This is a genomic window from Micromonospora sp. WMMD730 (genome assembly GCF_049178955.1).
GTDB lineage: Bacteria > Actinomycetota > Actinomycetes > Mycobacteriales > Micromonosporaceae > Micromonospora > Micromonospora wenchangensis.
This window is the reverse complement of record NZ_JBMHML010000002.1, coordinates 3,933,287-3,959,820: the sequence shown is the minus strand read 5'-3', so window position 1 is coordinate 3,959,820 and position 26,534 is coordinate 3,933,287. Positions and strand designations below refer to the sequence as shown.

Genomic DNA, 26,534 nt, shown 5'->3' with positions numbered 1-26,534 from the left:
TCACTCCTTCCGAGGGGTGATCCGTACGGCGCACACCTTGAACTCGGGCATGCCGCTGCGGGGGTCCAGGGCCGGATGGGTGAACCGGTTCGCCCGCCCGTCGCCGGGAAAGTGGAAGGGCACGAACACGGTGTCCGGGCGCATCGTCGGGTCCAGCCTGACCCGGGCCGTCATGCTGCCGCGCGCGGAGCTGACCACGGCGAGACCACGCTCGACCAGCCCGCACCGCGCCGCGCTGTCGGGATGGATCTGCAGGAACGGCTCGGGAACCGCCTCGGTGAGTTCCCGGACCCGGCGGGTCTGCGCGCCCGACTGGTAGTGCGAGAGAACCCTGCCCGTCGTGGCGTAGAAGGGGTAGGCGGCACTGGTCTCCTCTGCCGGCCCCCGGTGGTCCACCGCCACGAACCGGGCCCGGCCGTCGGGGTGCGCGAACCGGTCGAGGAAGAGCCGTGGGGTGCCCGGGTGGGCGTCCGACGTGTCCGGGCACGGCCAGTGCAGGGCCTCCCCGGCGTCCAGCCGCTGGTAGGAGATGCCCGAGTAGTCGGCCCGGCCGCCACGGGAGGCGACCCGCAGTTCCTCGAACACCTCCCGCGGATCGTCCGGGTAGCGGCCCGCCGGCTCGCCCAGACGTACGGCGAGGTCGCGCAGCACCCGGAGGTCGCTGCGGGCCTGCGCGGGAGGGGAGAGCAGGCGTCGACGGCGCAGCACCCGCCCTTCGAGGTTGGTCAGGGTGCCCTCCTCCTCGGCCCACTGGGTCACCGGCAGGACCACGTCGGCCAGTCGGGCCGTCTCCGAGGGGACGAAGTCCGCCACGACCAGGAGGTCGAGGGAGGCGAGCCGCCCGGTCACGTGCGCTGCGTGTGGTGCGGAGACCACGGGGTTCGAGCCGAAGACGAACAGCCCCCGGGGGCCCTGTTCGGTGCCCAGCGCGTCCAGGAGTTCGTAGGCGCTGCGGCCGGGGCCGGGCAGGTCGTCGGGCGTCACGCCCCACACCCGGGCGACGTGGGCGCGCGCCGCGGGGTCCGTGATGGACCGGTAGCCGGGCAACTGGTCGGCCTTCTGCCCGTGCTCCCGGCCGCCCTGGCCGTTGCCCTGCCCGGTCAGGCACCCGTAGCCGCTGCCCGCCCGGCCCGGCAGACCGAGGGCGAGCGCCAGGTTGATGAACCCGGAGACGGTGTCGGTGCCCGTGCTGTGCTGCTCGACCCCCCGACCGGTGAGCAGGTACGTCCCGCCGGCGCGGGCGAGCATCCGGACCGCACGACGCTGTGCGCCCGCCGGGACCCCGGTGACCTCCTCGACCCGCTCCGGCCACCACGCCGTCGCCCGCTGCGCCGCCGGGTCGAAGCCGCGCGTGCGTTCGCGGACGTAGGCCTGGTCGACCAGTCCCTCCACGAGGGCGACGTGCAGCAGGCCGAGCGCCAGCGCTAGGTCGGTGCCCGGTGCGGGTTGCAGGTGCAGCGCCGCGCGCTGTGCCGTGGCGGTGCGTCGGGGGTCCATGACGATCAGTTCGGCCCGGTCGAGGTGCTGGAGCAACGGCGGCATGGTCTCGGCGACGTTCGCCCCTGCCAGCAGCACGGTCCGCGCGGTGCGCAGATCGGTGACGGGGAAGGGCAGCCCCCGGTCCAGCCCGAACGCCGCGTTGCCGGCCGCCGCCGCGGACGACATGCAGAACCGGCCGTTGTAGTCGATGTGGCTGGTGCGCAGGGCGACGCGGGCGAACTTGCCCAGCAGGTACGCCTTCTCGTTGGTCAGGCCACCGCCGCCGAAGACCGCCACGGCGTCCCGGCCGTACCTGGCGTGGATCCGACGCACGCCCGCCGCCGCGGCGTCCAGCGCGGTGTCCCAGGAGGCTTCCCGGAGCCGGCCGTCCGCACCGCGGACGAGCGGCCGGGACAGCCGGTCGGTGGCCCGCAGGACCTCGGCCGCGGTCCAGCCCTTCTGGCAGAGCCGACCCTGGTTGACCGGGAAGCCGGTCGGCCGCACCGTGACCCGGGCGGGGGAATCACCGTGCAGCCGGGTGCCGCACTGCAGGGAACAGTACGGGCAGTGGGTGTCCACCCCGGATCGCGGCGCGGGCGTTTCAGACACGGTCGGTCTCCTTCACGAGGGCTGCGGACGTCCAGACCGCGCTCGGGGTCCGGTGTGGGTACCCGGCGCGGATCACGTCCGGACACAGCAGGTGGTGGGCCGGTGGGCCGACCGCCGTGGCGGGCAGGGGTGCGGGCCGTGTTCCCCGGGTACGGGACGGCGTACGAGGGGGTCGGTGGGCGTGACCGGGCCCCGGCGGGGGTCGCCCGCCGGGGCCCGGCGTCCCGGTGCGCACCGCCGTGACGTGCGGCGTCGACTCAGAAGTCGAGGTCCAGCACCGTGACCCTGTCCCGCTTGAGGTCCGGGTGGCTGTCGGGGAAGACGAAGCAGCGGGTGTTCTTCAGCTTGTCGTCCTCGACCTTGGCCGTGGAGAAGATCACCACCGGGACCCGCTTCCCGCCGTTGAGGAAGTCCGCCCGGAAGTCGATGATCGGGGCGTCCTCGCCCCAGCGGCCGAGGAAGTCGTCGACGACGTCCTGGTCGGCGTAGATGCGGCGGATGTGGTGGCCGACGTAGGCGTCGGGTTGCGCGCTCGCCCCGACGATCGCGATGTCCTTCCAGTTGGCGTAGGCGACCGTGCCGTCCTCCTCGATCAGGTGGATGGCGACCGGGCAGTTGTCGTAGTACGCCTGGAGGAACGGGACGGCCTCCGCGTCGACCGGCACGTACGACTCGCGGGACCGGTTCACCTGGTCGATCCACGCCTGGGCGGTGGAGGACCCTTCCGCCGGAGCGGGGGAGGGCGTCGGATGGGTGGTGACCGGCCGCAGGGCCCAGAAGCCGTAGGTCCGGCCGTCGACCTGACCGAAGCCGAGGTTGGCGTAACCGGAGGCGAAGTCGGGGTTCGCGAAGGTGGCCTCCCGGTTCTCCACCGGCGTCCCGGCCGCCAGGAGCGCGGCGTAGTCGGGCACGCCCAGTGCGGTGGCGACCACGGTGCCGGCTGCGGCGTCGTTCCTCAGCAGTTCGGTGGCGGCCTTGTTGGCCAGCACCACGGCGCCGTTCGCATCGGTGACCAGCATGCCGGGAGAGGCCCAGTTGAACAGGTCGAGGAGCTGCTCGGAAGCAGGGTGGTGCGACATGGCTGCCTGCCTTTCGGGTGGGTTACAGCACCTTGCGGCTGTAGTTGAAGACCTGACCGGTGGGTCCGTTGGACGGGAACTCGGCGAGGGCGACGATCCACTGCGCCACGGTGCGCGCGGACTTGAGCCAGTCCGTGCCGAACCCCGCGTTGACGGCGCGGAGGATCTGTTCGTTCACCTCGGCGTCCAGCCCGGTCATCGTCATGGCGGTCGCCACCGGGCCGGGACGGACCTCGTTCGCCACGATGCCGTCGTCGGCGAACTCGACGGAGCACGCCCGCATCAGGGTGGTCAGCGCGGCCTTGCTGGCCGCGTAGGCCCAGCGGTCCGGCTGGTAGCCGTTCGCCAGGCTCGCCCCGACGAACGTCAGGGAGCCACCGCCGCCGCGGGCGAGCAACGGTGCCGTTTCCTGGACGAGGTTCAGTGCCGTGCGGATGTTGGTCTCGTAGGTGTCGGCCACCACCTGCCATTCGGTCTTGATCAGATCGACCGGGTCCGGTGCGACTCCGGCGTTGAGGACCACGGCCCTGACCCCGTGCGCGGTGACGTCGGCGACGGAGCGGAGCGCGGCCCGCACGGCGTCGGGGTCACGCAGGTCGGCGACCCGGTCGAGGTAGCCGCTGTGCTCCGCGAGCCCGGGGTTGCCGCGTCGGGACAGCCCGACGACGGTGTAACCCCGGCGCAGGAACTCCGCCGCCACGGCCGCGCCGATCCCGGACGACGTGCCCGAGACCACTGCCGCCCGGGTGGGTTCCGCTGCCATCAGGCAGCCTGGAAGACGGCCGTGTCGATGGCCTTGAGGGTGCGCATCGACTCGATGGTGATCACACCCGGGTCGAGCTTGCGCCCGTGCAGACGCTCGATCTCGATCACCATCTGGACGAACTGGAGGCTGGTCACCGCCCCCGACTGGATCAGGTCGGTGTCGTCCTGGATGTCGAACGGCTCCTCGTGCAGACCGTCGAGCCACCTGCGCAGCGAGGCGAGCTTGCTTTCCACTATGACCTCTTTCCCTGTCTCGTCCTGAACTCGATGGAGAAGTCGGTGGGGTGCGAGAACGATTGGCTCTCCATGCCGAGGCGGTCGCGGGTGATGACCACGTCCGAGCAGCGCTCGACGATCTCCGCGACGAGCAGGGAGAACTCCGTCTTCGCGAGCATGGCCCCCGGGCAGGCGTGCGCTCCCACCGCGAAGGGGAGCGAACCCCGCATGGGTCTGCCGGTCTGGAACCGGTCGGGGTGGTCGAAGACCCGCGGATCCCGGTTGGCGCCGGCGATCGAGGCCAGCACCGCCGAGTGCCGCGGCACTCGCACCCCCTGGATGGTCAGGTCGTCACCGGCGAACCTGACGATCGTCTGCACGGGCGGGTAGAGCCTGAGGACCTCCTCGAGGTAGTCGTCGCGGACCGTGTCGTCGCGCAGCTCGTCCAGGCCGAAGAGGCCACGCCCCAGGCAGTACACGAGCGACGTGATGAACGCGCTGCTGGTCTCGGTGCCGGCCAGGAAGAACAGCAGTGCCGTCGAGCGCACCTCGTCGTCGGTCAGCGAGATGCCCTTGCGGTCCCGGGTCCGCTCGATCGTCTCCAGCAGGGACTGCTCGCCGCTGGTTCCCGCCGCTCGCTGCTCCTCGATCAGCCGCAGCAGCTCGGCGACGTTGGCGTGGGTCTCGTCGGTCTCCCGGGTGGGGTAGTCCAGCAGCCGTGCCAGCGGACGGGTCAGCTCGTGGAACCGGTCCACCAGGGCGACGTCGATCCCGAGGATCGTGCAGACGATCCCGTACGGCACCCGGTGGGCGAAGGAGTTGTAGAAGTCGTCGGTCTCGACGCCGACGATGCTGTCGACGAGTTCCCGGATGAGTCCGGGCATCAGCGACGTCCGGTACTCCGCGATCCGCCCGGCGGACAGGATCGGTGCGAGGAGGGCGCGGAATGCCCGGTGGCTGGGCCCGTCGGCGTCGAGCACGTTGGGACCGAAGGCCCGCGCGCTGGCCTTGAGCGGGTGTTCGGCCACGACCGAGGGGTGGACGAGCGCCTCCTGAACGGCCGCGTTGCCGGTCACCGCGAACAGCCCCTCGTCCAGGTGGTGGACGTCGGTGCCCGCCGGCAGGTGCCGGTACCAGTACGGCTGGGCGAGGAGACCGGCCGGAGAGGACGTGCCGGTCACTGTCGGCATGTCGCCCGCCCGCCGACGCCGAGCCCGGTGATGCCGGCCAGCAGCCGCATCGCCGCCAGCCATTCGGTGGTGGTCAGTCCCAGCGGGCCGGGCTCGGTGTAGGACGCGGTGAGCGAACCGCTCCTGCCCTGCGAGCCGTGGATGTCGCAGTGGAAGACCACCTGCCGTGGATCCCCGGACGGCGCGGGTGTCCCGGTCCGGCCCCCGTCGGCGACGCCGAGCGCCAGACTCCCGAAGACGGCGACCACGTCCGGGGCGAAGTTCCGGCGTACGAGTTCGAAGGTGAGCCTCAGCCGCTCTTCGGGGCCCTCCTGCGTCGCGTAGCGGTCGAGCAGGGCGTTCGCCGCTTCCTGAACCCTTTCGATCCGACGCTTACTCTGGATGGATTCCAGCGCGACGGAGAATTTCTCCTCCGTGTGGTTGTTCGTGTCCAACTGTTGATTCCTTTCCGGCGCGCGGGGGTGCGGCGCCTGGGGTTCGGGAATCCGGCCAGGCGCCTCGGGCCCGTGGTGGAAACGAGTCGAAACCCCTCCCGTCCATCGGGGTGTGCCTGGGTGGCGGAATCGTGGGGGAGAAGTCCGTCTCGGCGGGTGCCGGGTGGGTGGACGGCGTTTCTCCGGGAGCATCCCCGGAGTTTCCGCTCCGCACTTCCGGTGCCGGGCCGCCCGGCGAACAGAATGATGTGTGCGTGCCGCTGCGGTCGGGAGGGGAATTGGTCTACGGCATTCTCTCGGCGCGCGGGTGACCGACCCGGTCTCCGCAGGTTCGCGGTGGCACCGGCGGTCCCGACCCGGTCTGGCGCGACCGCTCTGGGCCGGTGTGGTTCCGCAGAATCCCCAGTTCAGGCCGGATAGGTCGGGCGGATGTCGTCGACGCCGGGGCGTCCGAATCGGGTGCGTGGCCGGGGTGGGTGGCGGACCGAGCCCGCTGTAATGGTTGGTGACAACCCGGATGAAGGGCTTCTGTCCACCACCCGCCGAACGCCGCGGCGATGCGATCCACCCGTTCTGGGGATTCTGGTTCCCGTTCTGTCGGTCTTCATCGAAGATCTCCTTCTCGACACACGGATCCGACAGCGCCGGTCCGTGTGGAACCGCGCTACGCATGGCGTGGATGAAGTGAATTCTGGGCCAGACCAGACGGTACGTAACGCTGTGATTACTCTCAATGCCCATCTCATACTATGGGCGGCTTCCGAATGTTAGGACGATGACCAACTTTCGTGGACCGGCAGCAATATCTACTGTCCGCCGCCGATATTTGCTCCGCTGATATTCGCTGCCCCTACCGGGTCCGGACGGGGCGTCTCGGCTGAGTCGAGGACGCGGTCGGGGAGACGGAGCGCCAGCACGACGGGGGCGGTGAACACGAGAAGCAGGGTGAAGAAGGTGGCGCGCAGGCCGCTGGCGTCGGCCAGCCACCCGAACGCGGGGGAACACAGGCCGCCCGCTGCCATGGCCAGCCCCAGGGTCAGTCCGCTCGCCGTGCCGGGGCGGTGGGGCAGGTAGTCCTGGGCGAGCGTGACCTGGGCGGCGAACGGGAGGAACATGGCCGCGCCGAACACGGTGGCGCTGAGCACCAGGACCGGGAACGACGGAGCCCAGGCCACGCCGGCCAGCGCGGGAAGTGCCACCAGGTAGCCGACGCGGACCGAGGTCATCCGGCCGTACCGGTCGCCGACCCAGCCGCCCAGCAGGGTCCCCGCCGCCCCGGCGGCGGTGAAGGCGGTGAGCACCACCGCCCCCGCCGCCTCGGACCGGCCGAGATCGCGCTGCGCGTGCAGGGACACCAGCGAGGTGACGGTGACGAAGGGGATCGACCATCCGATGACGACCGCCGCCAGGCGGCCGAAGGACGGCCAGTCGTCGGCCCGTGCGGTGCCGGCCGCGGACCGCGCCGACGCGCCGGCCGCGGACGCAGGCGTCTCCCGCAGGCCCCGCCACCGCATCCACGGGCCCTTGAGGACCCAGAGCAACGCCATGGTCAGGGCGGGGATCGCCAGCAGGTAACCCGCGGCGAATCCCGCCGACCCGATCACGACGGTGACCAGCGACGGTGCGGCGGCGCCGCCGATCGTCCCACCGACGGAGAAGACGCTCATGGCCCGCTGCGAGGAGCCGCCGGCGGCGCGGGCCTGACTCGTTGCCGCCGGGTGGTAGGCGGCGATGCCGATCCCTGCCAGCGCGACACAGAGCCAGGTGGCGACGTAGTTCCCGGCCAGGCCGGCGGCGACCACCCCCAGGGCGGCGGTGACGAACCCCGTCGGCACCAGCCAGGTGCGCGGCCTGCGGTCGGAGAGGATGCCGAACAGCGGTTGCAGCAGGCTGGAGACCCCGCTCGCCGCGAACGCCAGGCCGGAGACGGCGGCGTAGCTGTAGTGACGCTCGGCCATCAGGAACGGCAGCATCGCGGGGATCGCCCCCTGGTACAGGTCGTTGACCGCATGGGTGCCGGTCAGGAAGCCGAGTTGCCCTTTTTTCATCTAAAAGTCCGTTCCTATCTCTCGATGAGCTCCTGATTCACTCAGGTGCTCAGGTCCTCTGAGGTGTTACCTTATCGAGTGTCATGAAGGCAGCGGGTCCCCTACCCCTCAGGGGCGAACGCCGGCCATCCACCGCGCGAGACCACCCGCCGCTGCCGTCAGGGACCGCAGCGGGACCGGTGACCACCCGCCGTCGCGGTGCCGTCGACCGGTCTCCGGTCAGGTGCGGAATTCACGTGAGGAGCTGCTGATGAGCGTCACGACAGGGGTCCGGGTGTCGGGGGGCCTCGCCGCGCTGGACGAGGAGCCGACCCGGCTCGCCGAGGCGCTGGACCGCCTCTGGGCCCGGTGGGCCGGGGAGTCCGGCGCCGTCGCGCTGACCGTTCCGCCGTTGCTGCCGGTCAGCGACCTCGCCGTGCTCGACGTCTACCGGAACTTTCCGCACCTCGCTCTCGTCTCCTCGGCCCTGGACGTCGCTGCGGCGGGGGCCGACCGGCTCGCCCGCGAGGCCGACTCGGGGGCGTTCGACCCCGGCTCGCTGCGTGCGGCGGGGCTCGCGCTGCCGTCCAGCGCCTGCTATGGCGTCTACCTCCACTACCGGGACCGACAGGTGCCCGGGGACGGAAGGCTGGTGACCCTGCTGGGACAGTGCTTCCGCAACGAGGACCACTTCGACGGGCTCCGCCGCCTCAGGGCGTTCCGGATGCGCGAGGTCGTGGCCCTGGGCACCCCCGAACAGGCTGCGGCCCACCTCGATCATTCGGCGCGGTTCCTGACCACGCTGGCCGGTGAGATCGGTCTGCCCCTGTACCGCCGCGCGGCCGCCGACCCCTTCTACGACCAGTCCGACCACCGCGTCACCTTCCAGCAGCTCGTGCCGGTCAAGCACGAGTACGTCTATCAGGGCCTGGCGATCGCCTCCGTCAACACCCACCACAAGTTCTTCGGTGAACGGTGCTCCATCGCGCTGGCCGACGGCGGCCCGGTCTCCACCAGCTGTGTCGGCTTCGGCGTCGAGCGGTGGCTCCACGCTCTGGCGGACCACTTCGACGGGGATTGGGACCAGGCCCGGGCCGCCGTCGAGAAGGCCGGGGAGTCACTGGCCTGAGGCTACGGTCGCGGTGGCGCACGCCGGTGGGCGTACCACCGCGACCGCAGCCCACCTCATCCTCTGGCCGGGCGGCTCGCCCGCACGCTCCACCGTCCGTCCGTGCGGGTGATGCGGATGGGATGGTCGAAGCACTTGCTGACCTGGTCGCTGGTGAGGACCTCGTCGGCGGGGCCCGCCGCCAGGCAGCAACCGTCCCGCAGCAGCATGACGTGGGTCGTCCCGGGGGGAAGCTCCTCCAGGTGGTGGGTGACCAGGACGGACGCGAGTTCCGGGTGGGTGTGCTGTAGCGTGTCGAGTCGTTCGATGAGCTGTTCCCGGCCGGCGACGTCGAGGCCGGTCGCGGGCTCGTCGAGCAGCAGGAGCCGTGGCCTGGGCATCAGCGCGCGGGCGATGAGCGCCCGGCCCCGTTCCCCCTGCGACAGGGTCGGCCACCGCGCCCCGTGCCGCTCGCTGAGGCCGAGCAGGCCGATCAGCCGGTCGGCCTCGGCGACCTGGTCCGGTGTCGGCTCCCAGCGGGGAACGCGTTCGTTGGTGTTGGTCAGGCCCGTCAGCACGACGTCCTGCACGGTCAGGGGCGAACGTGGATCGTGCCGCGGATTGACGTGGCCGACGTAGGAGCGCAGCTCCCGCAGGTCGACCCGCCCCAGCCGGTGGCCCAGCACCTCGACGGTGCCCCGGGTGGGATGGGTGACCGCCCCGAGCAGGCTGAGCAGGGTGCTCTTGCCCGCCCCGTTGGCGCCGAGCAGCGCCCAGTGCTCGCCGGCCCGTACCGTCAGCGACACCTCGTACAGGATCGGCTTGCCGTCGCGGACGACCGCCGCGTCCGTCACGCGCAGCACCGGCGGCGCGGTCACGAGGACACCCCCCGGTCGACGGCGGCCGCCGTCGCCGGTGCGGCGAGGGTGGAGGTGTTCCAGCCGGCGAGTCGGCGGGTGGAGTCGTCGCCGCGGCACGCGACGCCGGCGGGTGGGCAGCAAGCTAACATGCGGAACTTCTTTCGGTCAGCCGTCCGGTGACCGGCGCAACCCGGGAACCCGCTACGGGGTGCCGGTCGTGTCAGGCCCCGCAGCGGCAGCCGAGGAGAAGAAGCCCGTGCGGCAGCATGCGGAGTACTCTAACAACCGCTCAGCTCCTCAGACAACTTGTCCGCCTGCTCGGAAGGATGAATCTGACATGTCGCTAGGTGCCTTGCGGCCGTCCCCGTTGGTCGAGCAGGCCACCGACCGTCTGCGCGAGCAGATCACCGGTGGCGCCTGGGCCGTGGGGACGAAGCTCCCCGGTGAGGTCGCACTGGCCGAGTCCCTCGGTGTGGGACGGTCGACCGTCCGGGAGGCACTGCGGGCGCTCGCGGGAGCGGGGCTGGTGCAGGCGCGGCAGGGATCGGGCGTCTTCGTCATCGCGACCAGCCCCCGCCAGGACTGGTCCACCCGGCTGCGCCAGGCGGCGATCACCGACGTCTACGAGGTGCGGATGGTCGTCGAGGTCGAAGCCGCGCAGTTGGCCGCGCGGCGGCGGACCGACGACGACGTCACCGCCCTGCGCAGAGCCCTGGCCGGGCGTCGGCACGCCGCGCACGCCGACGACGCCGCATTCGTCGCGGCCGACATCGCGCTGCACGTGGCGGTGGTCGCCGCGGCGCACAACCCGGTGCTCAGCAGCCTGTTCACCGAGTTCGTGCCGGTGCTGCAGCGGCGGCTGCTCGACATGGTGGAACTGCTCAGCCTGCGCTCCGCGGACCCGAACCACGGCGACGAGGGGCATGCCGCTCTGGTGGACGCCGTCGCGGCGGGGGACGCGGAGGCGGCCGGGCGGGCGCTGCGGGACGAGCTCCGGCAGACCCTCGCCATGCTCCAGTCGCTCTGACCCCCGGAGCAGCCGAACGACCGGTGCCCGGGGAAACCGGTCCGGAGGAGCTCCGGATGCGAGCAGGTACCTTGTTGTGGCAAGGTAGTGGCATGCAGGCCGACCCGATGCTCGTCGCGTTGCGGCGCGGCCTGCTCGAACCGCTCGTGCTCGCCGCCGTCGAGTCCCGGCAGCGCTACGCGGCAGAGATCCTCGCCGCGTTGCGGGAGGCGAACTTCCCCGCTCAGGAGGGCACGCTGTATCCGCTGTTGAGCAAGCTCCGGCGGGACGGGCTGGTGCACCACGAGTGGCGGGAGTCGCCGTCCGGGCCGCCCCGCAAGTACGTCCTGCTCACCGACGCCGGCAGGCAGCGGCTCGCCGCGTTCCGGGAGCACTGGGACGACCTGACCCGCATGATCGATTCGGTTGGACGATGACCATGGACGATTCCACCGCCATCCGCCTCACCGGGCACACCGCGGCCTATCCCGCCACCCGCGAGGCGTACGACGCCCTGCGCGGGTACCTCGACGACGCCCGACGTGCGCTGCGCGGCGACCCGGACGCCGACGAGATCGTGCGTGACCTGGAGGCCGCCGTCGGCGACCGGCTGGATCCGGGCGGCGACCCGGTGACCGGTGCCCGGATGACCGCGATCCTGTCCGAACTCGGGCCGGTGCGGCCGGCGCACCCCGTGCCGTCCGAGGTCGGGGGAGCGGTACGCGGCCGGTTCTGGTGCCGGATCAGCGAGGGCGGGTGGTTCGGCGGCGTCTGTCTCGGCCTCGCGGCGTACGGCGGGTTCCGCGTCGACTGGGTGCGCACCGTCGTGCTGCTGCTGACCCTGGTCACCGGTGGGCTGCTCGCCGTGGCGTACCTCGCCCTGCTGCTCGTGCTCCCCGTCGTCCCGACCGTCGCCGACTACGAACGCCGACGGGACGCGCCCCGGGCCGGCTGAGTGACAGGCGGGCGGTCGAGGCCCGGGAACCGACTCCGGCCCAGGGCGGGGAAGCCCTGGGCCGGATGAGTACCGCGTCGTCGATCAGGCGATCTTGATGTCGCTGCACCACATGTAGGTCTGGTCCGCGTGCGACGCCTTCCAGATGAAGAACAGGACGTGGCTTCCGGAGCGCGACGACGGGATCGAGACGTTGAACGAGATGTTCTGTGCCGGCGCGTACCGCCCGGTCGTGGTGATCAGGTCCAGGTTGCCCCACCCGACCGTCTGGGTGGCCGGGTTGAACCCCTGCTTGGTGACGTAGACCCGGAAGAAGTCAGCACCGTGGCTGGCCTGGTCGTACATCTGGACGGTCAGGTTGCGGTTGACGGTGGTCGCCTTCCACGCCCCGGCCTTGTTCAGCGAGTTGTTCCGGGACAGGGCGTTGCTGCACAGCTGCCCGTCCGGGGTGCTGGGCTGGTACTGGCCGGCCAGGCCGTCGCGCAACGCGCTCATCCAGTTCCACATGGTGTCCGGGTTGGCCTGCCATGCCTGCCAGCACATCGGGTCCTGCTGCTGCATGGCCGGGTTGGTGTGCTGGCTGCCCCAGGTCTGCCAGCACTGGTACGCCCGGGTCGCCGGGTTGATGATCGTGCCGTGCGCCTGGGCGGGGCTCGTCATGGGCAGCGTACCGACCACCATGGCGAACATCAGGACGAGCGCCTGGAGGGACCGGCGGACGGTTGACCGGGGACGTCCACCGGATTGGTCGGACTGGTGTGAACGCACTGTTCATCCTCCATTCGTCGGTACGAGACATCGGGAGGCGAATGCTCCCGAATCCACTGTGGCACCAATGACGCAAAATATCAACGTTGATCGATGTTTAGTCGGATTGGATCGAGCTGTCGGATGTGGTCGAGCTGTCCGAGATCACCGGATCGACGACGGGCACGGCGGACCGGGGACACGGCATCACCGCGGATCGGGTGCCGGGTCCGGCGGCCGGGAACGGCCGCTACGCCGCCCGGCGCGTCACAGCTTGGCGGCGGCGGCGTAGCGGCGGCGCAGGTCGGCCATCTCGGTCGCGCCGAGCGACTCCTGCTGCGCCATCGTCGCGTACGCGGGCGGGAACATCTCCCGGAGCCGGTCGACGAACCTGACCTCCGCCGTCGCCTCGACGACCTTGATGCCCGGAGGATCGGTGGACATATCCATGATCAGCGGGCCGGCCAGCTTGACCGCCACGTCCCAGGGGCGCTTCTGCTCGGCGATCCCGCACAGGTGGAAGCCGTACACCGTCCGGACGTCGGCGAACGTGGTGGCCCCGGCCGGCTCGAAGCCGTAGACGCGGACCCCGCAGATCACCGGCGGCTTCTCCGCGCCGGCACCCTGCTGGGCGTCGTGCCCGGCGTGCTGGTGCTGGGCCGGGTCCGCCCGTTCGAGCGTGGTACGCATCCGGGCCACGATCTGCGCCGGCAGATCCGCCGGCTCCGCCCTCGTGCTGCTCCGGTTGGCCAGCACGACCGTGCCGACCGACACCACCAGCAGGACCACCGCCACCCACACCAGGCGGTGCCGGTACCACGCGGAACTCTCTGGGGAACTCATCGCTTCTCACCTCGTCGCCGGTTCTGGTGCTGGCGGACCGACCGTGGCCCGGGGCGTCGAAACGCGCCGGTCGTCGGGGACGCGTGCCAGGGGTGCGTGTGGCAGGCGCGGGTGCCTGCCGTGCGGGATGCCCGTCGTCAGGACGATGGCCCGGCGCGGTGACGTGCGGACGTCCGCCAGGGTGGCGCGCCACCCGTACCGCGGTGCTCCCGTGCTGGCCGTGCTCAGCACGGTTGCCCCCGTGCTGCGGCGATATGAGCCATTCCAACACGTCTGGCGCCGCTCTGGCAACATTGACGGGTGTCAGTGGGGGTTCGGCCCGATCGTCTCCGCAGGTGAGGACGCCGGAATCGATTCTCCACGCCCCGGCGTCCGGTGCACGACCGCGCCCGTCATCCGGGGCCGGCGTCGCCCGGGCCGTGGTCGCTGCCGGCGTAGCGGACGCCCGTCAGCCGGCACAGCGCGGCGAAACCGTCCGGTGTGCCCGGCCAGTGCCGGCGCAGCGCCCCGACACCCGCCCTGCGGACCACCGAGCGCAGCACCGCGACGACGAGGATCGCGTCGTCGGCGTACCCGAGGACCGGGACGAAGTCCGGGATCAGGTCGATCGGGATGACCAGGTACGCCAGCAGCAGGCCCAGGCGCACCCGGACGCTGCGCGGCAGGGTGGCGTCACCGGCCAGCCGCCGCAGCAACCGCACCAGGTCAGGCAGGATACGCAGCGCCTCGGCCAGCAACGGGCCCTGCGGTCGTACGATCAGCAGACCGACCAGCAACGCCACCCACGAGACCGCCACCGCGACCGCGCCACCGACCAGGATGTCCGCGACCATCCGCGCCGCCCCCTTCCGCCGCACCCGTCCGCGCGGCCAGGGCATCGTCGCAGAGTCCCGCCGGGCCCGCCGGTCGACGCGGCACCGGTGGCCGGACCGGCCGACACCCGGGGAGGGCCACCGCGATGGACGAGGCGATCCCGACCGGCAGCGACCGGACGGTCCTGATCGTCGTCCGGGGGAACTCGGGGGCGGGCAAGAGCAGCATCGCCCGGCAGTTGCGGCTGCGGCACGGTCGCGGCTGCGCCCTGGTCGAGCAGGACTACCTGCGTCGGGTCGTGTTGCGGGAACGGGACCGACCCGGTGGCCTCGCGCCCACCCTCATCGGGCAGACGGTCCGGCTGGCCCTCGACCACGGCTACCACGTGATCCTCGAAGGCATCCTGTACACCGCCCGGTACCGGCGGATGCTCACCGCGCTGCGCGACGGCCACCGTGGCCGGACGGTGTTCGTCTATCTCGACGTGTCGTTGCCCGAGACCCTGCGACGACACGCGACGCGTCCGCAGGCCACGGAGTTCACCGCGGACGACATGCGGGGCTGGTACGCCCCGCGTGACCTGCTCGGGTACGACGACGAGGTGGTCCTGCCCGAGACGACCCCGCTTCAGGAGGCGGTCCGGCGGATCGCCGCCACCGCCGGCCTGCCCCTGACCTGGGGCGACGCCGATTTCCTCCCGGTGCGGCCCTGACCACCCACCGTCCCCGTCCACGCGCTGCTCCTAGGCTGGTCGGGTGCGCGAGGACGAACTACGGGACCTGGTCCGGGGCGACGGATGGTTGATGCGGGCCCTGGGGGTGGTCCGGGACACCGGCCTGCCGGACGCGTGGATCGGGGCGGGGGTCGTGCGGGACCTGGTCTGGGGCCGACGGTACGGCCACGGCTTCGACCCGTCGGCGGTACGGGACGTCGACGTCGTCTTCCTCGACCCGACGGACCTGACCCGGGCCAACGACGACCGGGCCACCGCGCGACTGGCGACGGCCTGGCCGCAGCCGCCGTGGGAGGCGAAGAACCAGGCCGCCGTGCACACCTGGTACCCGGCGACGTTCGGCGGCGACCCGGTGGCCCCGCTGCGGACGATCGCCGAGGCGGTCGCCACCTGGCCCGAGTACGCCACCGCCGTGGCGGTACGCCTGCACGCCGACGACCGGATCGCGGTCTGCGCGCCGTACGGCCTGGACGACCTGCTCGACGGGGTGTGGCGGCACAACCCGACCCGGGCCGGCCGCGAGGTGTCCCGACGTCGACTCGCCCGCCACCGCCCGGCGGCACGCTGGCCCGGCGTACGGGTGGTCGACCCGGCCGCCGACGACCGGTGAGCGGGTTGCGGAGGTCCCCTGTCCCACCCTCGCCGTCGTGGATCTGCACCCGGTGGTGTGCCGTGCCCTGTGCGCCGTCACCTGTGTGCTGTGCTGGGCATGCGGTGTATGACCGGGGAATCGAACCCCCGCGCCTGCCCCCGGCGCGCCAGGAGTGAGCCGGGATACCGCCGGCTCTCGGGTCGGTGCACGCCTCCACGTCGGCTACCTGCTCCGCAATCCGTCAGTCCAGCAGGTCGACCTCCCAGTTGGCCCGTTGGATCAGCGTGTCGACCTCGCGGATCTGCCGGGCGAGGTCGTCGGCCTGGCCACGCAGTTGCGCCACCGGCAGCGCCGGGATCATCCTCAGCTCCGAGCGTAGCTGTCGGAACCCCCGCTGACCCTCACCGGCGGCGGCGTTGGCCGCGGAGGTGACCAGGCTGTGCCGCAGCCGGAGCACGTCACGGCGGGCCAGGGCATCGGTGAGCGTGCCGCCGTCGACCACGGTGGCGGCGTTGGTGCGGTTGATCCGCCGGATCAGCGTCTCCAGCTCACCGAGCACCCCGCCGGCCTCGGTCAGCAGCGCCGCCGCGTCCTCCGCCGGTGTCTCGCCCTCCTGGAACCGGGCGCTGGCCACGATGCGGGCACGGAGTTGTTCGGCGCGGCGCGCCGCATCCGCGCGCAACGCCAGGGCCTCGGCAAGCTTCATGCCCGCCAGTATGACCGGCGAAGATCACCGCCGCCGCCCATTTCACCGCCGCCGGGGCAGACCGCGACGCCGACCGACCCCGGGGGGAACGTCGGGGTGGCTGGGTACGATGCCCGGCGTGCCTCTCCCCGCGGACCTGCGTGACCTGCTGAAAGACCCGTCGTTCTGGTCGGCCTACGAGCGTCCTGAGGGCGACGACGGTGATGACGACGACGAGCGCTGGGAGGACCATCCCGGGTGGACGCTGACCGCCGACGTCGGCGACGGTCACACCCTCGTCCTGGAGATCGACATCGATCTCGGCATGCTCAACCTCGGGGTGTGCCCGCCCGGCGTGACCGAGCCGCTGCAGCTCGGCTGGGACGACGACGCGCACCCCTTCCCGCACGCCCTGCGCTGGGACGAACTGGACCTGATCGCCCGGGCCGTCGCGTTGCGGGATCCGGACCTGCCGCATCCCGGCCCGCTGCTGGCGCTGGCCAGCCGGTTCGTGCTGCTCGGCGAGCACGACGACCTCGACGCGGTCACCCCGCTGCTGGCCGCCGCCTTCGGGACCGGTCCCGACGACGCCGGCCACTGGCCGACGGCCCGCTCCCGGCTGTACCGGTGCGATGGGCGTGACAGAGGCGTCACCTGGCAGCGCGACGACGCCGGCAACTGGACCGTCGAGCAGGACGAGGACCAGGGCGGCGACTTCACGCTCTACAGCCTGCGCGGCCCGGGGTCGGAGTTCCCGTTCGACGCCTGGCGTGACCTGCTGGCCGCCGCCGGGCGTACCGTCGCCGACGCCGTGCCCGCGCCGGCGCGGGACGCCCTCGGTGACCTGCCGGCCCGGGCCGTCGCCGACCGTGACCTGAGCCTGGCCGCGCAGACCGGCCGGACGCTCGCCGCCGCCGGCGTCGGGCATCCGGTGCTCCTGCGCGGACTCGCCGACCCCGCGCACCCCGCCGAGGTCTGCTGGATCCTCGAAACGGTCACCGGCGCGCCGCAGGGCTCCCTCGTCGCCAGGTGGTTCGGCCCGAGCGCGCTGCGCGCGGCCCGCCGCTACCGGCTGGGCCTGCACCTGGAGGTCGGCGGACGGCCCGATCCACGCGGGTACGCCACCACGGTGACCCGCGACCTCGACCGGGCGCTGCGCGAGCGGGGACTGGGCCACGCCGGGCAGAGCGGCAGCAGCATGCGCCGGGACGCCTCCGGCGGCTACGTCACCCACGCCGTCAGCGTGGACATCGCGGTCTTCGACGATCTCGCCGCCGGCACCGACCTCGTCCGGCACACGTTGCTGCGCCACGATCCGGCGCCGGAGACCGTGCTGCGCCACAACGGGGGTACCGACGCCGTGGTGGCGCTGCGGTGACCCCGGCGGGTCGACAAGCGGGCGATCCGCCGCCCGCCGGGCGGCACTATGCTGCGACCAGTCCCCGTCGAGCAGGGAGATGACGTGTCGCGTCGTACCGGTAGGCCCTCGTATCTGTTGGCCGCGTCGCCACCACCCCGCCGCCGGCTGTCCCGGCTCGCCGTCGTCGCCGCGATCGGCCTCGTCGTCGCCCTCGTCGGCGGCGGCATCGGCTACGCGGTCGGTCGACCGGACGCCACCGAGTCGACCATCGCCGACCTGCGCCGGGCCGAGGCGACGCGGGACGCCCAGCAGATCACCGAGCTGACGGCCACCGCCCGACGCCTCCGCGACGAGATCACCCCCGTGCTCGACGCCCTGCGGGCCGAGCCGACCGCCGACCCGCAGCAGGCGCGTCAGTGGCAGCAGACCCTGCTGCGGGCGGCGGAGCCGTTCGCCAACCCGCCGTCGGGCAGCACGGCGACCAACGTGGCGCGCGGTAGCCTGCGCGGCGCGGTGGAGCAGACGGCCCTGGCCGTCGAGACGTACCTCCTCGCGGTCACCGGGCCACCCGCGCAGCGGGCGACGCTGACGGCGCTGGCGAAACGGCAGGCGGAGCAGGCCGCCGCCGCCTGGTCCGTCGCCGCCACCCAACTCGATCAGGTCAACGTCGACGCCGGCCACGGCCACCAGCACGTCTATCTGGACGGCGACCAGCACGACGGCGCCGAGGAGGGCACCGGCGGGTGACCGGGGCCGGGTCGCGCCCCGGCGGCGTCGACGCGACGGCGGCCGGCGGGGCTGCGGTGCGCGACGGGGAGTGCCATGGTGAACCCCCGCTGCCCCGACCGGACGGAAGAGCGCCGATGCCCGCGACGGAACTGCTCGCCGAACGGTTGCTGCGGGCCGGGATCGGTGACGTCGTCACCGTCGAGCCGGTGAGCGGTGGCCTCGCCGCGCTCGCCGGGATCGCCCACCGCAGGCACGCGCCGCCGGTCTTCGTCAAGACCTTCGCCGAAGCGCCCGACGGCGACGCCTTCGTCGCGGAGGCCGAGGGGCTGACGGCCCTGCGGGAGCAGGGCGGGCTGGCCACCCCCGACGTGCTCGTGGCGAACCACGAACTGCTGGTGCTGTCGCTGCTGTCGCCGAGGCCGCAGGACGGGGCGTTCTGGGAGCGGTTCGCGCACGCGCTGGCCCACCTGCACACGAGCACCGTCCACCCCCGCTTCGGCTGGCACCGGGACAACTGGTTGGGGCGTCGCCGGCAGGTCAACACCTGGGCCGACGACGGCTTCGCCTTCTTCGCCGAGCACCGCCTGCTGCGCTGGCTGGGTGAGCCGAGGGTGCGGGCCGCGCTCGACGCCGCCGACCGGGCCGCGGTGCAACGGTTGTGTGCCCGGCTGCCCGAGCTGTTGCCGGACCGGCCGGCCTGCCTGACGCACGGCGACCTGTGGTCGCAGAACGTGCTGGCCACCGGGGACGGACGGGCGGCGTTGATCGACCCGGCGGTGTCGTACCTGTGGGCCGAGGTGGACCTGGCGCACCTGTGGACCACGGCGGCCCCACCGGAGTCGGGTCGGTTCTTCGCCGTCTACGCCGAGCTGACCGGCCTCGACGCCGACTGGCGGGACCGCATGCCGATCATCCAGCTGCGGCAGCACCTGGCGGTACTGGCCCAGTTCGACGACGACTGGGGTGCCGCCGACACGATCCGGGCCACCCTGGCCCCGTTCCGGTCGCGGGCCTGACCGGCCCGGGGCCCGGCGATCCCGTCACGGCTGCGGCACCCCGGGCGGCTGCCGGTCCGGCCAGAACGGCCATTCCTCGAACGACCGGCACCTGCCGTCGTCGGCGAAGCGCATCACCCACAGGTCGCGGTACTCCTGCGTGACCGGGTCGCCGTAGTGCACCTCGTGGCGGGACACGGCGGTGTCGCCGTCGACCGCGACGACCGTGCTGGTCATCCGGAAGACCTCGTCGGGGCCGTCGCGCTGTTCCTCCCACATCCGGGCGATGGCCGGTAGGCCCACCACGGGGGTCAGATAGGGCCCCTGCTGGTAGCTCGCGTCCTCGGTGAAGAGCGTGACCAGGGTGTCCGTACCCGGCGTGCGCCAGGCCTGCTCGTAGGCGACGAGCCAGTCGTCGACGTGCCTGCTGTCCATGTGCCCACCCTGCCATCCGACCGGCCCCCGTACCCGGGTTGCCGGCGCTCCGGCGGCCGGCAGCCGGAGTGTGGCAGGTCACCCTGACGAACTGTACCGGCTGGTCGGTACAGTTCCGGCGTGATCACGTCCTCGACCCCGGTTCCCGCTCCGGTGCTGTCCACCCGCCGCCGGTGGGCGGCGCTGGCCGTGCTGGCCGCGGCGGTGCTGCTGCTCGCCGTCGACGGGACGGTGCTCTCGCTGGCGGTTCCGGCGCTGACCGCGAGCCTGGCACCGACCGCGGAACAGGTCCTCTGGATCGGTGACGTCTACTCGCTGACCCTGGCGGGGCTGCTGGTGCTGATGGGCAACCTGGCCGACCGGTTCGGGCGCAAACGGGTCCTGCTGGTCGGTTCGGTGGCGTTCGGCGCGGCGTCGCTGCTGGCGGCGTTCGCCCCCAGCGCACCGGCGCTGATCGGAGCCCGGCTGCTGCTCGGTGTGGCCGGCGCGACGCTGATGCCGTCCACCCTGTCGCTGATCCGCAACATCTTCACCGACAGCGGGGAACGGACCCGGGCGATCGCCATCTGGTCCACCGCCTTCGGTGCCGGGTCGGCGGTCGGGCCGCTGGTGGGCGGGTTCCTGCTGGAGCACTTCTGGTGGGGCTCGGTGTTCCTCATCAACGTCCCGGTGATGGTCCTGGTGGTGGTCTCCGGCCTGCTGCTGCTCCCGGAGTCCCGCGACCCGCGACCGGGCCGCTTCGACGTGCCCTCCGCGGTGCTGTCCATGGCGGCGGTCGTGCCGCTGGTGTACGCGGTCAAGCACGTGGTCGGGGCCGGCGTCGACGGCGTGACGGTGTCCTGCCTGCTGGTCGGCGTGACCGCCGGGGTGCTGTTCGTGCGGCGGCAGCGGCGGCTGGAACAGCCCATGCTCGACGTCGAGCTGTTCGGCAACCCGGCGTTCCTCGGGGCGGTCGTCGCCAACGTCATCGCCATCTTCGCACTGGTCGGCATGCTGTTCTTCTTCTCGCAGTACCTCCAGTTCGCCAGGGGGTTCGGCCCGTTGCAGGCGGGCCTGGCCGAGTTGCCCGCGACCCTGGCCTCGATCGTCGTCGTCGTGATCATCGCTGCGGTCGTGGCCCGCCTCGGCCGGGGCCGGGCCATCGCGCTCGGCCTGGGCCTGGCCGCCGCGGGGCTGGCCGGGGTGGCGGTCGCCGCGCACGCGCCGTACCTGTGGCTGGGGTTGGCGCTCGTGCCCATCGGCCTCGGCATCGGGCTGGCGATGACCCTGACCGGCGACGCCATCATCTCGGCCGCGCCCCCGCGCAAGGCCGGTTCCGTCTCGGCGATCACCGAGACCGCCAACGAACTCGGCGTGGTGCTGGGCATCGCGGTGCTGGGCTCCCTGCTGTCGCTGGTCTACCGGCACGCGGTGAGCGTTCCGTCCGGGCTGCCGGCCGCCGACGCGGCCCGGGTCCGTGACTCGCTGGGCTCGGCGTTACAGGTGCTGCCGCCGCAGGCCGCCGCCGGGGCGCGGGACGCGTTCATCACCGGCGTGCAGGTCACCTCGTCGCTCGCCGCGGCGCTGACCCTCGGCGCGGCGGTGCTGGCCTGGGTGCTCATCCCCTCACCGCGTCCCACGCGGCCGTAGGTACGGTGTCGCCGTGGGACGCACAGCCGGCCGGTCGCCGCAGGACACCCGACGTGCCCTGTTGGACGCCGCCGCGGACGCCGTCCGCGCCCGGGGGATCCACGCCTCGCTGGACGACATCGCCCGCTTCGCCGGCGTGTCCAAGGGCGGCCTGATCTACCACTTCGCCAGCAAGGACGACCTGATCCTGGAACTGGCCCGCGACCAGCTCGCCTCCTTCCAGGCCGGCATCGACGCCGCGCTGGACCCCACGGACACCGCACCGGGACGGCTGACCCGGGCCTACCTGCGCGCGTCGGTCGCCCCCGCCGACGACGACGCCGCCGTACGCGCCTCGATGGCGCTGGTCACCCAGCTCATGACGCTGCCCGCGGTCGCCGAACTCGCCCGCGCCGACGCGGAACGGCTGGCGGCAGCCCTCGCCGCCGACGGGCTGCCCGCCGACGTGCTGGCGCTCGTGGTCGCGGCGGCGGACGGCATGGGAAGCGCGCCCCTGTGGGGGGCGCCGACGCACACCCCGGCCCACCGACGACTGCTGGAACGGCTGCTGCACCTGACCCGGCACCCGCACCTGTGGGAGACGCTCACGCCCTGAGCCGGGCGACCCGCGCGGCCCGTCACGGTCGCGACGTCGGCGGCTGTCGACGTCCCGCCGCAGACGGTATCCTCATCCACTCTCGTCGATCGGCGAGGTGGTTTCGTTCCGCTCCGCACACCCTTCGGAGGCACGATGAGGTTCCGCATCGCCCGTACGCTCGGCGCACTCACGCTCGTACTGGGAGCCGTCGCCGTACCGGCGACCCCGGCCGCCGCGCACGACACCGCCGACGCGATCGCGGTGTACCCGCCGATCCAGGACTCGTCCACCTGGAACAGGTTCGGCGGGTCCGGGCCGGCCAACCACCACATCGTGTTCGGCAACTGGGGCTACACCAACGACTGGGCGGTCGACATCTACCGCAACCCGGGGGCCACCGTCGTCTCCCCGTTCGGCACCAAGACGGCGGCCGGGCACCCGGTCGCGGTCACCGTGGTCACCGTCCGTCCGGGCTGCGCGACCGGCAACCTCGCCGACGGCGGCTACCGGATCGGGTTGGAGGCCCGGGACACCACGACCGGCGGGGTCGTCGGCCGGGCGGACGTGATGCACGTGAACAACAAGCCCGGCGGTGTGGTCGTCGGGGCCTCAGTCGGCCCGTGGACCAAGCTCGGTGAGACCGGCCGGTTCCGGTACTCCAGCTGCTACCAGGTCAACGGGGACAGCGGCGCGCACATCCACCTCGAGGTGATCAACCAGCACCGGTACTCCTGCTACGTCAACCGCGCCGCCGACACCGCCCTGACCGACCTGACCGTGGTCGGCCGGGTCGGCGTCCACTACTCCGGCCAGCGCGCCGCCTGCTGACGAGGGCCGGTGGCGCGACGACCGGTCCGCCACCGAGGGTCGACGTCGCCGCCGCCCGCCGGGGCCGGGTCCGTGCCGGACGCTGTCGGTTGGTCGGCAGTGTCCGGGCACGGACAGTAGCCGCCATGTGACGCCAGGTCCCACCCATGATGGGTCACGTCGACGTGCCGTCGCGACAGGCCGGCGGACGGGACACCCCGGTCAGGAGGATGGGCATGCCGTTCGAGGTCGACTTCAACTGGGCATCGCAGGCCGTCATCGAGACGGTGGCCGTGCCGTTCCCGTCCCTGGAGACGCCACCCGACGTGGTCGTCGCCGACCCCGCGGTCCCGCAGTTGGCGTTCCAGCAATCCGGCCCGGTGACGGTCACGATGCTCGGCAGCGGCCGGTGGAACCGCGACACCAGCTACCGGTTCAACGCCGGCTGCAACCAGGAACCGCACCACGCGGCGGCGATCGGGGAGGTCGGGGTGCTCACCGCCGCGCAGGCGCAGCGGTTGGAGGACTGGTTCCTCCAGCGGTACCCGAACTCCAACCCGGTGGTGTTGAAGAACGGCGGGAAGTGGAACCTCATCCTCACCCGCAACGGTGCGGTCTTCAACTTCCACGTCGGAGTCCACGACTGACACCTCCCGTGCCGGCGCGGGGCGGCCCGGCCGCCCCGCGCTCGCCTCCCGGGGCCTGCCCGAACGGTGGATCGGTGATCGGCCACTGTGGATCTACGATCGGTCACAGTCCCGTCACCCCTGCGGAAGGACCCCCCATGTCCCAGCCGATGCGCCGCCGGTTCACCCGACTCGCGGTGGTCGCCACCGCGGCGGCCGCCGTCAGTTTCACCGTCCAGCCGGCCCCGGCCGCAGCCGTGCCGTTCGACTGGAACGGGGCCTTCGCCACGTACGAGGAGTGCGAGCAGTACCGCATCGACGCCAGCTACTGGGGTGAGGTGGCCAACAGCTGCGTCTACCGCACCCTGCCCGACAGCCAGTACAACGGCTGGTACTTCCGGGCCGCGATCGCGGGCTGAGCCCCGACGACGAGCGGACCGTCCACCCCCGACCATCGCCCGCCGCAGGCCACCGCCTCCGGTACCCCGAACGGGCGGTCACCCCGGTGCGGGTGGCCGCCCCGGGGCACCGCGCGGGTCAGCTCTGCTGGTAGTTGACGGCGGCGAACCCGCACGGCCGGTGCAGGTGCAGGTAGTAGGCGCCCTCGCCGTACTCGTCCAGATCCGCGCCGCCGACCAGACCGACGTAGTCCATCGGCTGCCGGCACCCGGGGCAGTCGGGGTGGGCGGCGTCCTGGATCCAGTCGGGCCGGCCACCCAGCGTCGAGCCGCCCTGCTCCCACGCGCTGGCCTGGTAGGGGCTCTGCCGGACCTCCCCGGGGACGGGCAGCAGCGCCGGCGGATCCTCCGTCCCGGCGGGGCCGAGATAGTCGGGGCGGGTGTTACCGGTCCACCAGCCGGTGCCGCCGTCCGGGGTTACCCGGCTGTACAGCGTCGTGTAACAGGCGCAGAAGTGGCACGTCTCGATCACCAGGCGGCCGGACCAGCCGGTGTGCGCCAACGCGACGCCGACGGCGGGGTCCGCGGGGTCGAGGTCCGCAGCCGTCCACAGCGGCGACGCGCACCACGGGCAGATCGCCCCGTCCGGCCGCCGTGGTGCCTCACGCATGAGCCACCGGTACGCGGTGTCACCGCACAGGTCGCGCCGGTGGCCCTGCGGGTCGACCGTCCAGCCGCCCTCGGGCGCGTAGTCCAGGATGTCGACGTGCAGCGTGTCCGCGCCGGGCGGGGGCTGCGCCGACCAGCGACGCAGGGCGTCCTCGGCCAGCGGGTGGGCGGTGTGCGCCAGGGCGACCAGCAGGTGGTTGAGCTGCTCCGGTGTCCGCCCTCCGTCGACGCGCGCGACGATCCGACGCACCACGTCGACGTCCGCCGCCCGGTACAGCTTTCCCGGCCACAGCACGTCGTGGTCGAGCAGTGAGCCCAGGTGTGGCGTCAGCCTGCCCGGCTCGGCGTCCGCCACCAGGGACAACTCCTCGACCGCCTCGTCGTCACCGGCGGACACCTGCCGGACCAGCTCCTCGATCACGGGGCGATGCTAGCCATCCGGGACCCGACCCGCCGCAGGGGCACCGGCCCTGCTCACACCGTGAACGCGGGGCCGGGGCGGCCGATGCCGATCCGGCCATTGGTCGGGCGGTGCTCGAACGTCACCCCCAGATCCTCCTCCCAGCACCGCATGATGTCCTGCTCACCATCCCGGTCGATGTCGTCGAGCACGACGGCGAAGTCTGCGGCGAACCGAGCGGCGAAGAAGGGCCCGGCGGGATGGCGGGCGTGCGCGTTCGCCGCCTGGTAGGCGGGAGGCCCGTCGACGACGAGCAGGTCGACGGCCCGACCCGCGGTCATCTCCGCGAGGCGGCGCTGCTCGTACCAGGTCGACTCCTCGTCCGGCCAGCGGGACTCGACAGGCGTCAGGGGGGCGTGCACCACGGTCACCACGTCGCCGAGACCCTCGCGCGCCAACTCCTGACCGAGCAGTTCCGCCCAGCGCCCGTCGTGCTCCACGGTCCACAGGTGTCCGCCCCGCTGCCGCAGCAGCCGGCCGATGTAGAAGGTGGAGACTCCACTGCCCAGCTCGACGACGCACCGCCGACGGTTGACCATGATCTCGTTGAGCACCGCGACCACCCCGCTCGGTCGCATGGCGCTCGCGCTCCACGGCAGGTACGTCAGCGACAGCGGGGCCAGCGCCTGCATGGCCAGCAGGTCGTTGCGCTGCAGTTCGTTGCGTTGCAGCGACGGACGGTGGCGCTGCTCGTACTCCGGTCGCGCGGTCACCGGGGCACCATCCCCACCAGCCAGGAGGGCAGCAGACCCTCGTCGAGCAGGTCCAGGACCACCGTCTTGGCCAGGGCGGAGGCGAAGTGCACCTGGGCCGCCCCGCTGGGCGTGCGCAGCCGCGACAGGAGCCGGGAGCGTTCCCGCCGGTAGCTTGCCGACTGCCTGCCGTGGGTGCGGAAGTCGTCCGTCCAGCGGTTCAGCTCGCAGAAGTTGGTGACCCTCGGCGCGAAGTTCTCGAACAGGACGGCCCCGTGGTCGAGCCCGACGGTGTCCGGTTCGAGGAGCTGGACGAGGGTCCAGTAGTACTGGTCGCTCGTGCCGTGCAGCCGGTCCGTGTCGACCTGGTGCGCCCGCAGCCGGTTCAGCAGCGGGAAACGTCCGCTCGGGGGGTCCGGATACGCCGCGCACAGGGCGAGGATGTCACCGGCGGGCCCGAGGAAACCGCCGCTGTTGAGATACGGGTACGGGCCGACGGGCGGGTCCTCGTGCAACGCGAGACCGACGGGGCCCATCGGCCAGCTGTTCGGCTCGGCGCTGAACACGACCCGCTGCGCGAAGCCCGCGTACGCCGTGCGGATGTGCTCCTCCCCACGCAGCAGGAGCGTGTCGTACGCGTCGGTGAACAGCACCAGCTCGTCCGGTGGGACGTGCCGGGCCAGATGATCGGTGAGCAGCGCCCGCTTGTCCCGGGGCCGGAACCCCCGCTGCCGGCCCTCCAGGACGACCAGGTCGAGCCCCACCGCCGCGCAGGACGGCGCCAGCAGCCGCTGCAGGAAGGGGTGTTCGAGGTCGGTGGCGATGGTGATGACCCTCATGGTCGGCGTCCAATCGTGCTGACGGTTCGTGCCGTTGGACCGCACCGGATGCGCCCTGGTGCCCGACCGGTGGGCCGGGGTCGGACCGGCTGCCAAACTATCGATCCACGACCGTCGTTGTCGACCCGCGGCACCGTCCCCGGCCCCGTCCGAGAGCTGTCGTCGAGCCGTTCTCAA

At 72.4% G+C, this 26,534-nt stretch carries 31 protein-coding genes; 14 read left to right on the top strand and 17 right to left on the bottom strand.

Going from position 1 to position 26,534, the window contains the following annotated elements; translation table 11 throughout:
- From ACN265_RS17320 to ACN265_RS17290, 7 genes are all read right to left on the bottom strand, one after another.
- Positions 1-2,088 (bottom strand): molybdopterin oxidoreductase family protein, encoded by a 2,088-nt coding sequence (locus ACN265_RS17320; RefSeq protein ID WP_421408545.1) that lies wholly within the window; start codon positions 2,086-2,088, stop codon positions 1-3.
- A gap of 257 nt (positions 2,089-2,345) precedes the next feature.
- Positions 2,346-3,167, bottom strand: a complete 822-nt coding sequence (locus ACN265_RS17315; protein ID WP_421408544.1) for a PAS domain-containing protein — start codon at positions 3,165-3,167, stop codon at positions 2,346-2,348.
- A 22-nt stretch (positions 3,168-3,189) separates the two neighbouring features.
- Positions 3,190-3,930: an SDR family NAD(P)-dependent oxidoreductase gene (locus ACN265_RS17310; protein WP_420119666.1), complete on the bottom strand. Its 741-nt coding sequence runs from the start codon at positions 3,928-3,930 to the stop codon at positions 3,190-3,192.
- The gene (locus ACN265_RS17305; protein ID WP_204926655.1) at positions 3,930-4,166 is read right to left on the bottom strand and encodes a phosphopantetheine-binding protein; all 237 of its coding nucleotides are present in this window, start codon (positions 4,164-4,166) and stop codon (positions 3,930-3,932) included. Before ACN265_RS17305 ends, ACN265_RS17310 begins: the two co-directional genes overlap by 1 nt.
- The gene (locus tag ACN265_RS17300) at positions 4,166-5,338 is read right to left on the bottom strand and encodes a cytochrome P450 (protein ID WP_421408543.1); all 1,173 of its coding nucleotides are present in this window, start codon (positions 5,336-5,338) and stop codon (positions 4,166-4,168) included. The genes ACN265_RS17305 and ACN265_RS17300 overlap by 1 nt, the downstream gene beginning before the upstream one ends.
- Positions 5,326-5,772: a hypothetical protein gene (locus ACN265_RS17295; RefSeq protein ID WP_357930987.1), complete on the bottom strand. Its 447-nt coding sequence runs from the start codon at positions 5,770-5,772 to the stop codon at positions 5,326-5,328. The genes ACN265_RS17300 and ACN265_RS17295 overlap by 13 nt, the downstream gene beginning before the upstream one ends.
- An 806-nt stretch (positions 5,773-6,578) precedes the next feature.
- Positions 6,579-7,820, bottom strand: a complete 1,242-nt coding sequence (locus ACN265_RS17290; protein ID WP_421408542.1) for an MFS transporter — start codon at positions 7,818-7,820, stop codon at positions 6,579-6,581.
- Between the two features lie 250 nt (positions 7,821-8,070).
- Between ACN265_RS17290 and ACN265_RS17285 the strand changes: the two genes are divergently transcribed.
- Positions 8,071-8,928: a hypothetical protein gene (locus ACN265_RS17285; protein ID WP_421408541.1), complete on the top strand. Its 858-nt coding sequence runs from the start codon at positions 8,071-8,073 to the stop codon at positions 8,926-8,928.
- Positions 8,929-8,984: 56 nt separating this feature from the next.
- On the opposite strand, the gene ACN265_RS17280 is transcribed toward ACN265_RS17285, so the two are convergent.
- Entirely contained in the window at positions 8,985-9,785 is an 801-nt protein-coding gene (locus tag ACN265_RS17280; protein WP_307826280.1) for an ABC transporter ATP-binding protein, read from the bottom strand.
- Positions 9,782-9,916 carry a hypothetical protein gene (locus ACN265_RS17275; protein ID WP_421408540.1) on the bottom strand — a complete coding sequence of 45 codons (135 nt, stop codon included), beginning with the start codon at positions 9,914-9,916 and terminating at the stop codon, positions 9,782-9,784. Before ACN265_RS17275 ends, ACN265_RS17280 begins: the two co-directional genes overlap by 4 nt.
- A 188-nt stretch (positions 9,917-10,104) precedes the next feature.
- Here ACN265_RS17275 and ACN265_RS17270 point away from each other — a divergent pair, with 188 nt between their 5' ends.
- The 3 genes from ACN265_RS17270 (at position 10,105) to ACN265_RS17260 (ending at position 11,728) form a co-directional block, all read left to right on the top strand.
- Entirely contained in the window at positions 10,105-10,794 is a 690-nt protein-coding gene (locus ACN265_RS17270; protein ID WP_421408539.1) for a FadR/GntR family transcriptional regulator, read from the top strand.
- Between the two features lie 92 nt (positions 10,795-10,886).
- On the top strand, positions 10,887-11,210 hold the full coding sequence (locus ACN265_RS17265; protein ID WP_420115747.1) for a PadR family transcriptional regulator: 324 nt from the start codon (positions 10,887-10,889) through the stop codon (positions 11,208-11,210).
- On the top strand, positions 11,207-11,728 hold the full coding sequence (locus ACN265_RS17260; RefSeq protein ID WP_421408538.1) for a PspC domain-containing protein: 522 nt from the start codon (positions 11,207-11,209) through the stop codon (positions 11,726-11,728). Before ACN265_RS17265 ends, ACN265_RS17260 begins: the two co-directional genes overlap by 4 nt.
- 84 nt (positions 11,729-11,812) lie before the next feature.
- On the opposite strand, the gene ACN265_RS17255 is transcribed toward ACN265_RS17260, so the two are convergent.
- From ACN265_RS17255 to ACN265_RS17245, 3 genes are all read right to left on the bottom strand, one after another.
- Positions 11,813-12,388, bottom strand: coding sequence for a lytic polysaccharide monooxygenase (locus tag ACN265_RS17255; protein WP_232378257.1), 576 nt, complete (start codon positions 12,386-12,388; stop codon positions 11,813-11,815).
- A gap of 354 nt (positions 12,389-12,742) precedes the next feature.
- Positions 12,743-13,318, bottom strand: a complete 576-nt coding sequence (locus ACN265_RS17250; RefSeq protein ID WP_421408537.1) for a hypothetical protein — start codon at positions 13,316-13,318, stop codon at positions 12,743-12,745.
- A gap of 392 nt (positions 13,319-13,710) precedes the next feature.
- Positions 13,711-14,196: a YkvA family protein gene (locus tag ACN265_RS17245; RefSeq protein WP_421408536.1), complete on the bottom strand. Its 486-nt coding sequence runs from the start codon at positions 14,194-14,196 to the stop codon at positions 13,711-13,713.
- Between the two features lie 80 nt (positions 14,197-14,276).
- On the opposite strand from ACN265_RS17245, the gene ACN265_RS17240 reads away from it, so the two are divergent.
- Both ACN265_RS17240 and ACN265_RS17235 read left to right on the top strand, forming a co-directional pair.
- Positions 14,277-14,843, top strand: coding sequence for a kinase (locus ACN265_RS17240; RefSeq protein ID WP_421408535.1), 567 nt, complete (start codon positions 14,277-14,279; stop codon positions 14,841-14,843).
- A gap of 43 nt (positions 14,844-14,886) precedes the next feature.
- Positions 14,887-15,474 carry a nucleotidyltransferase family protein gene (locus tag ACN265_RS17235; protein ID WP_421408534.1) on the top strand — a complete coding sequence of 196 codons (588 nt, stop codon included), beginning with the start codon at positions 14,887-14,889 and terminating at the stop codon, positions 15,472-15,474.
- A gap of 223 nt (positions 15,475-15,697) precedes the next feature.
- Here the strand turns inward: ACN265_RS17235 and ACN265_RS17230 are convergent, their stop codons facing one another.
- Entirely contained in the window at positions 15,698-16,162 is a 465-nt protein-coding gene (locus ACN265_RS17230; protein WP_204926642.1) for a DIP1984 family protein, read from the bottom strand.
- Positions 16,163-16,280: 118 nt separating this feature from the next.
- Between ACN265_RS17230 and ACN265_RS17225 the strand changes: the two genes are divergently transcribed.
- The 3 genes from ACN265_RS17225 to ACN265_RS17215 all read left to right on the top strand — a co-directional run bounded on the left by ACN265_RS17225 (position 16,281) and on the right by ACN265_RS17215 (position 19,246).
- Positions 16,281-17,519 carry a hypothetical protein gene (locus ACN265_RS17225; protein WP_421408533.1) on the top strand — a complete coding sequence of 413 codons (1,239 nt, stop codon included), beginning with the start codon at positions 16,281-16,283 and terminating at the stop codon, positions 17,517-17,519.
- A gap of 84 nt (positions 17,520-17,603) precedes the next feature.
- Positions 17,604-18,248, top strand: coding sequence for a hypothetical protein (locus ACN265_RS17220; protein WP_420115739.1), 645 nt, complete (start codon positions 17,604-17,606; stop codon positions 18,246-18,248).
- Between the two features lie 116 nt (positions 18,249-18,364).
- Entirely contained in the window at positions 18,365-19,246 is an 882-nt protein-coding gene (locus tag ACN265_RS17215; RefSeq protein ID WP_421408532.1) for a fructosamine kinase family protein, read from the top strand.
- A 24-nt stretch (positions 19,247-19,270) separates the two neighbouring features.
- Here the strand turns inward: ACN265_RS17215 and ACN265_RS17210 are convergent, their stop codons facing one another.
- Positions 19,271-19,660, bottom strand: coding sequence for a YybH family protein (locus ACN265_RS17210; protein WP_204926638.1), 390 nt, complete (start codon positions 19,658-19,660; stop codon positions 19,271-19,273).
- A gap of 120 nt (positions 19,661-19,780) precedes the next feature.
- Here ACN265_RS17210 and ACN265_RS17205 point away from each other — a divergent pair, with 120 nt between their 5' ends.
- The 5 genes from ACN265_RS17205 to ACN265_RS17185 all read left to right on the top strand — a co-directional run bounded on the left by ACN265_RS17205 (position 19,781) and on the right by ACN265_RS17185 (position 23,718).
- On the top strand, positions 19,781-21,289 hold the full coding sequence (locus ACN265_RS17205; RefSeq protein WP_421408531.1) for an MFS transporter: 1,509 nt from the start codon (positions 19,781-19,783) through the stop codon (positions 21,287-21,289).
- 13 nt (positions 21,290-21,302) lie between these two features.
- A complete protein-coding gene (locus ACN265_RS17200; RefSeq protein ID WP_204926637.1) occupies positions 21,303-21,884 on the top strand; it encodes a TetR/AcrR family transcriptional regulator in 582 nt (193 codons plus the stop codon).
- Between the two features lie 135 nt (positions 21,885-22,019).
- Positions 22,020-22,694, top strand: coding sequence for a hypothetical protein (locus ACN265_RS17195; protein WP_420115735.1), 675 nt, complete (start codon positions 22,020-22,022; stop codon positions 22,692-22,694).
- Positions 22,695-22,909: 215 nt separating this feature from the next.
- Positions 22,910-23,320: a hypothetical protein gene (locus ACN265_RS17190; RefSeq protein WP_420115734.1), complete on the top strand. Its 411-nt coding sequence runs from the start codon at positions 22,910-22,912 to the stop codon at positions 23,318-23,320.
- Positions 23,321-23,457: 137 nt separating this feature from the next.
- On the top strand, positions 23,458-23,718 hold the full coding sequence (locus ACN265_RS17185; protein WP_357021161.1) for a hypothetical protein: 261 nt from the start codon (positions 23,458-23,460) through the stop codon (positions 23,716-23,718).
- Between the two features lie 118 nt (positions 23,719-23,836).
- On the opposite strand, the gene ACN265_RS17180 is transcribed toward ACN265_RS17185, so the two are convergent.
- From ACN265_RS17180 to ACN265_RS17170, 3 genes are read right to left on the bottom strand one after another with little or no spacing between them, the layout of a single operon-like run.
- A complete protein-coding gene (locus tag ACN265_RS17180) occupies positions 23,837-24,787 on the bottom strand; it encodes a hypothetical protein (protein ID WP_421408530.1) in 951 nt (316 codons plus the stop codon).
- 53 nt (positions 24,788-24,840) lie between these two features.
- Complete coding sequence (locus tag ACN265_RS17175) at positions 24,841-25,539, bottom strand: class I SAM-dependent methyltransferase (protein WP_421408529.1); 699 nt, start codon at positions 25,537-25,539, stop codon at positions 24,841-24,843.
- Positions 25,536-26,357, bottom strand: coding sequence for a glycosyltransferase domain-containing protein (locus ACN265_RS17170; protein ID WP_377685720.1), 822 nt, complete (start codon positions 26,355-26,357; stop codon positions 25,536-25,538). The genes ACN265_RS17175 and ACN265_RS17170 overlap by 4 nt, the downstream gene beginning before the upstream one ends.
- Positions 26,358-26,534: the final 177 nt, after the last annotated feature.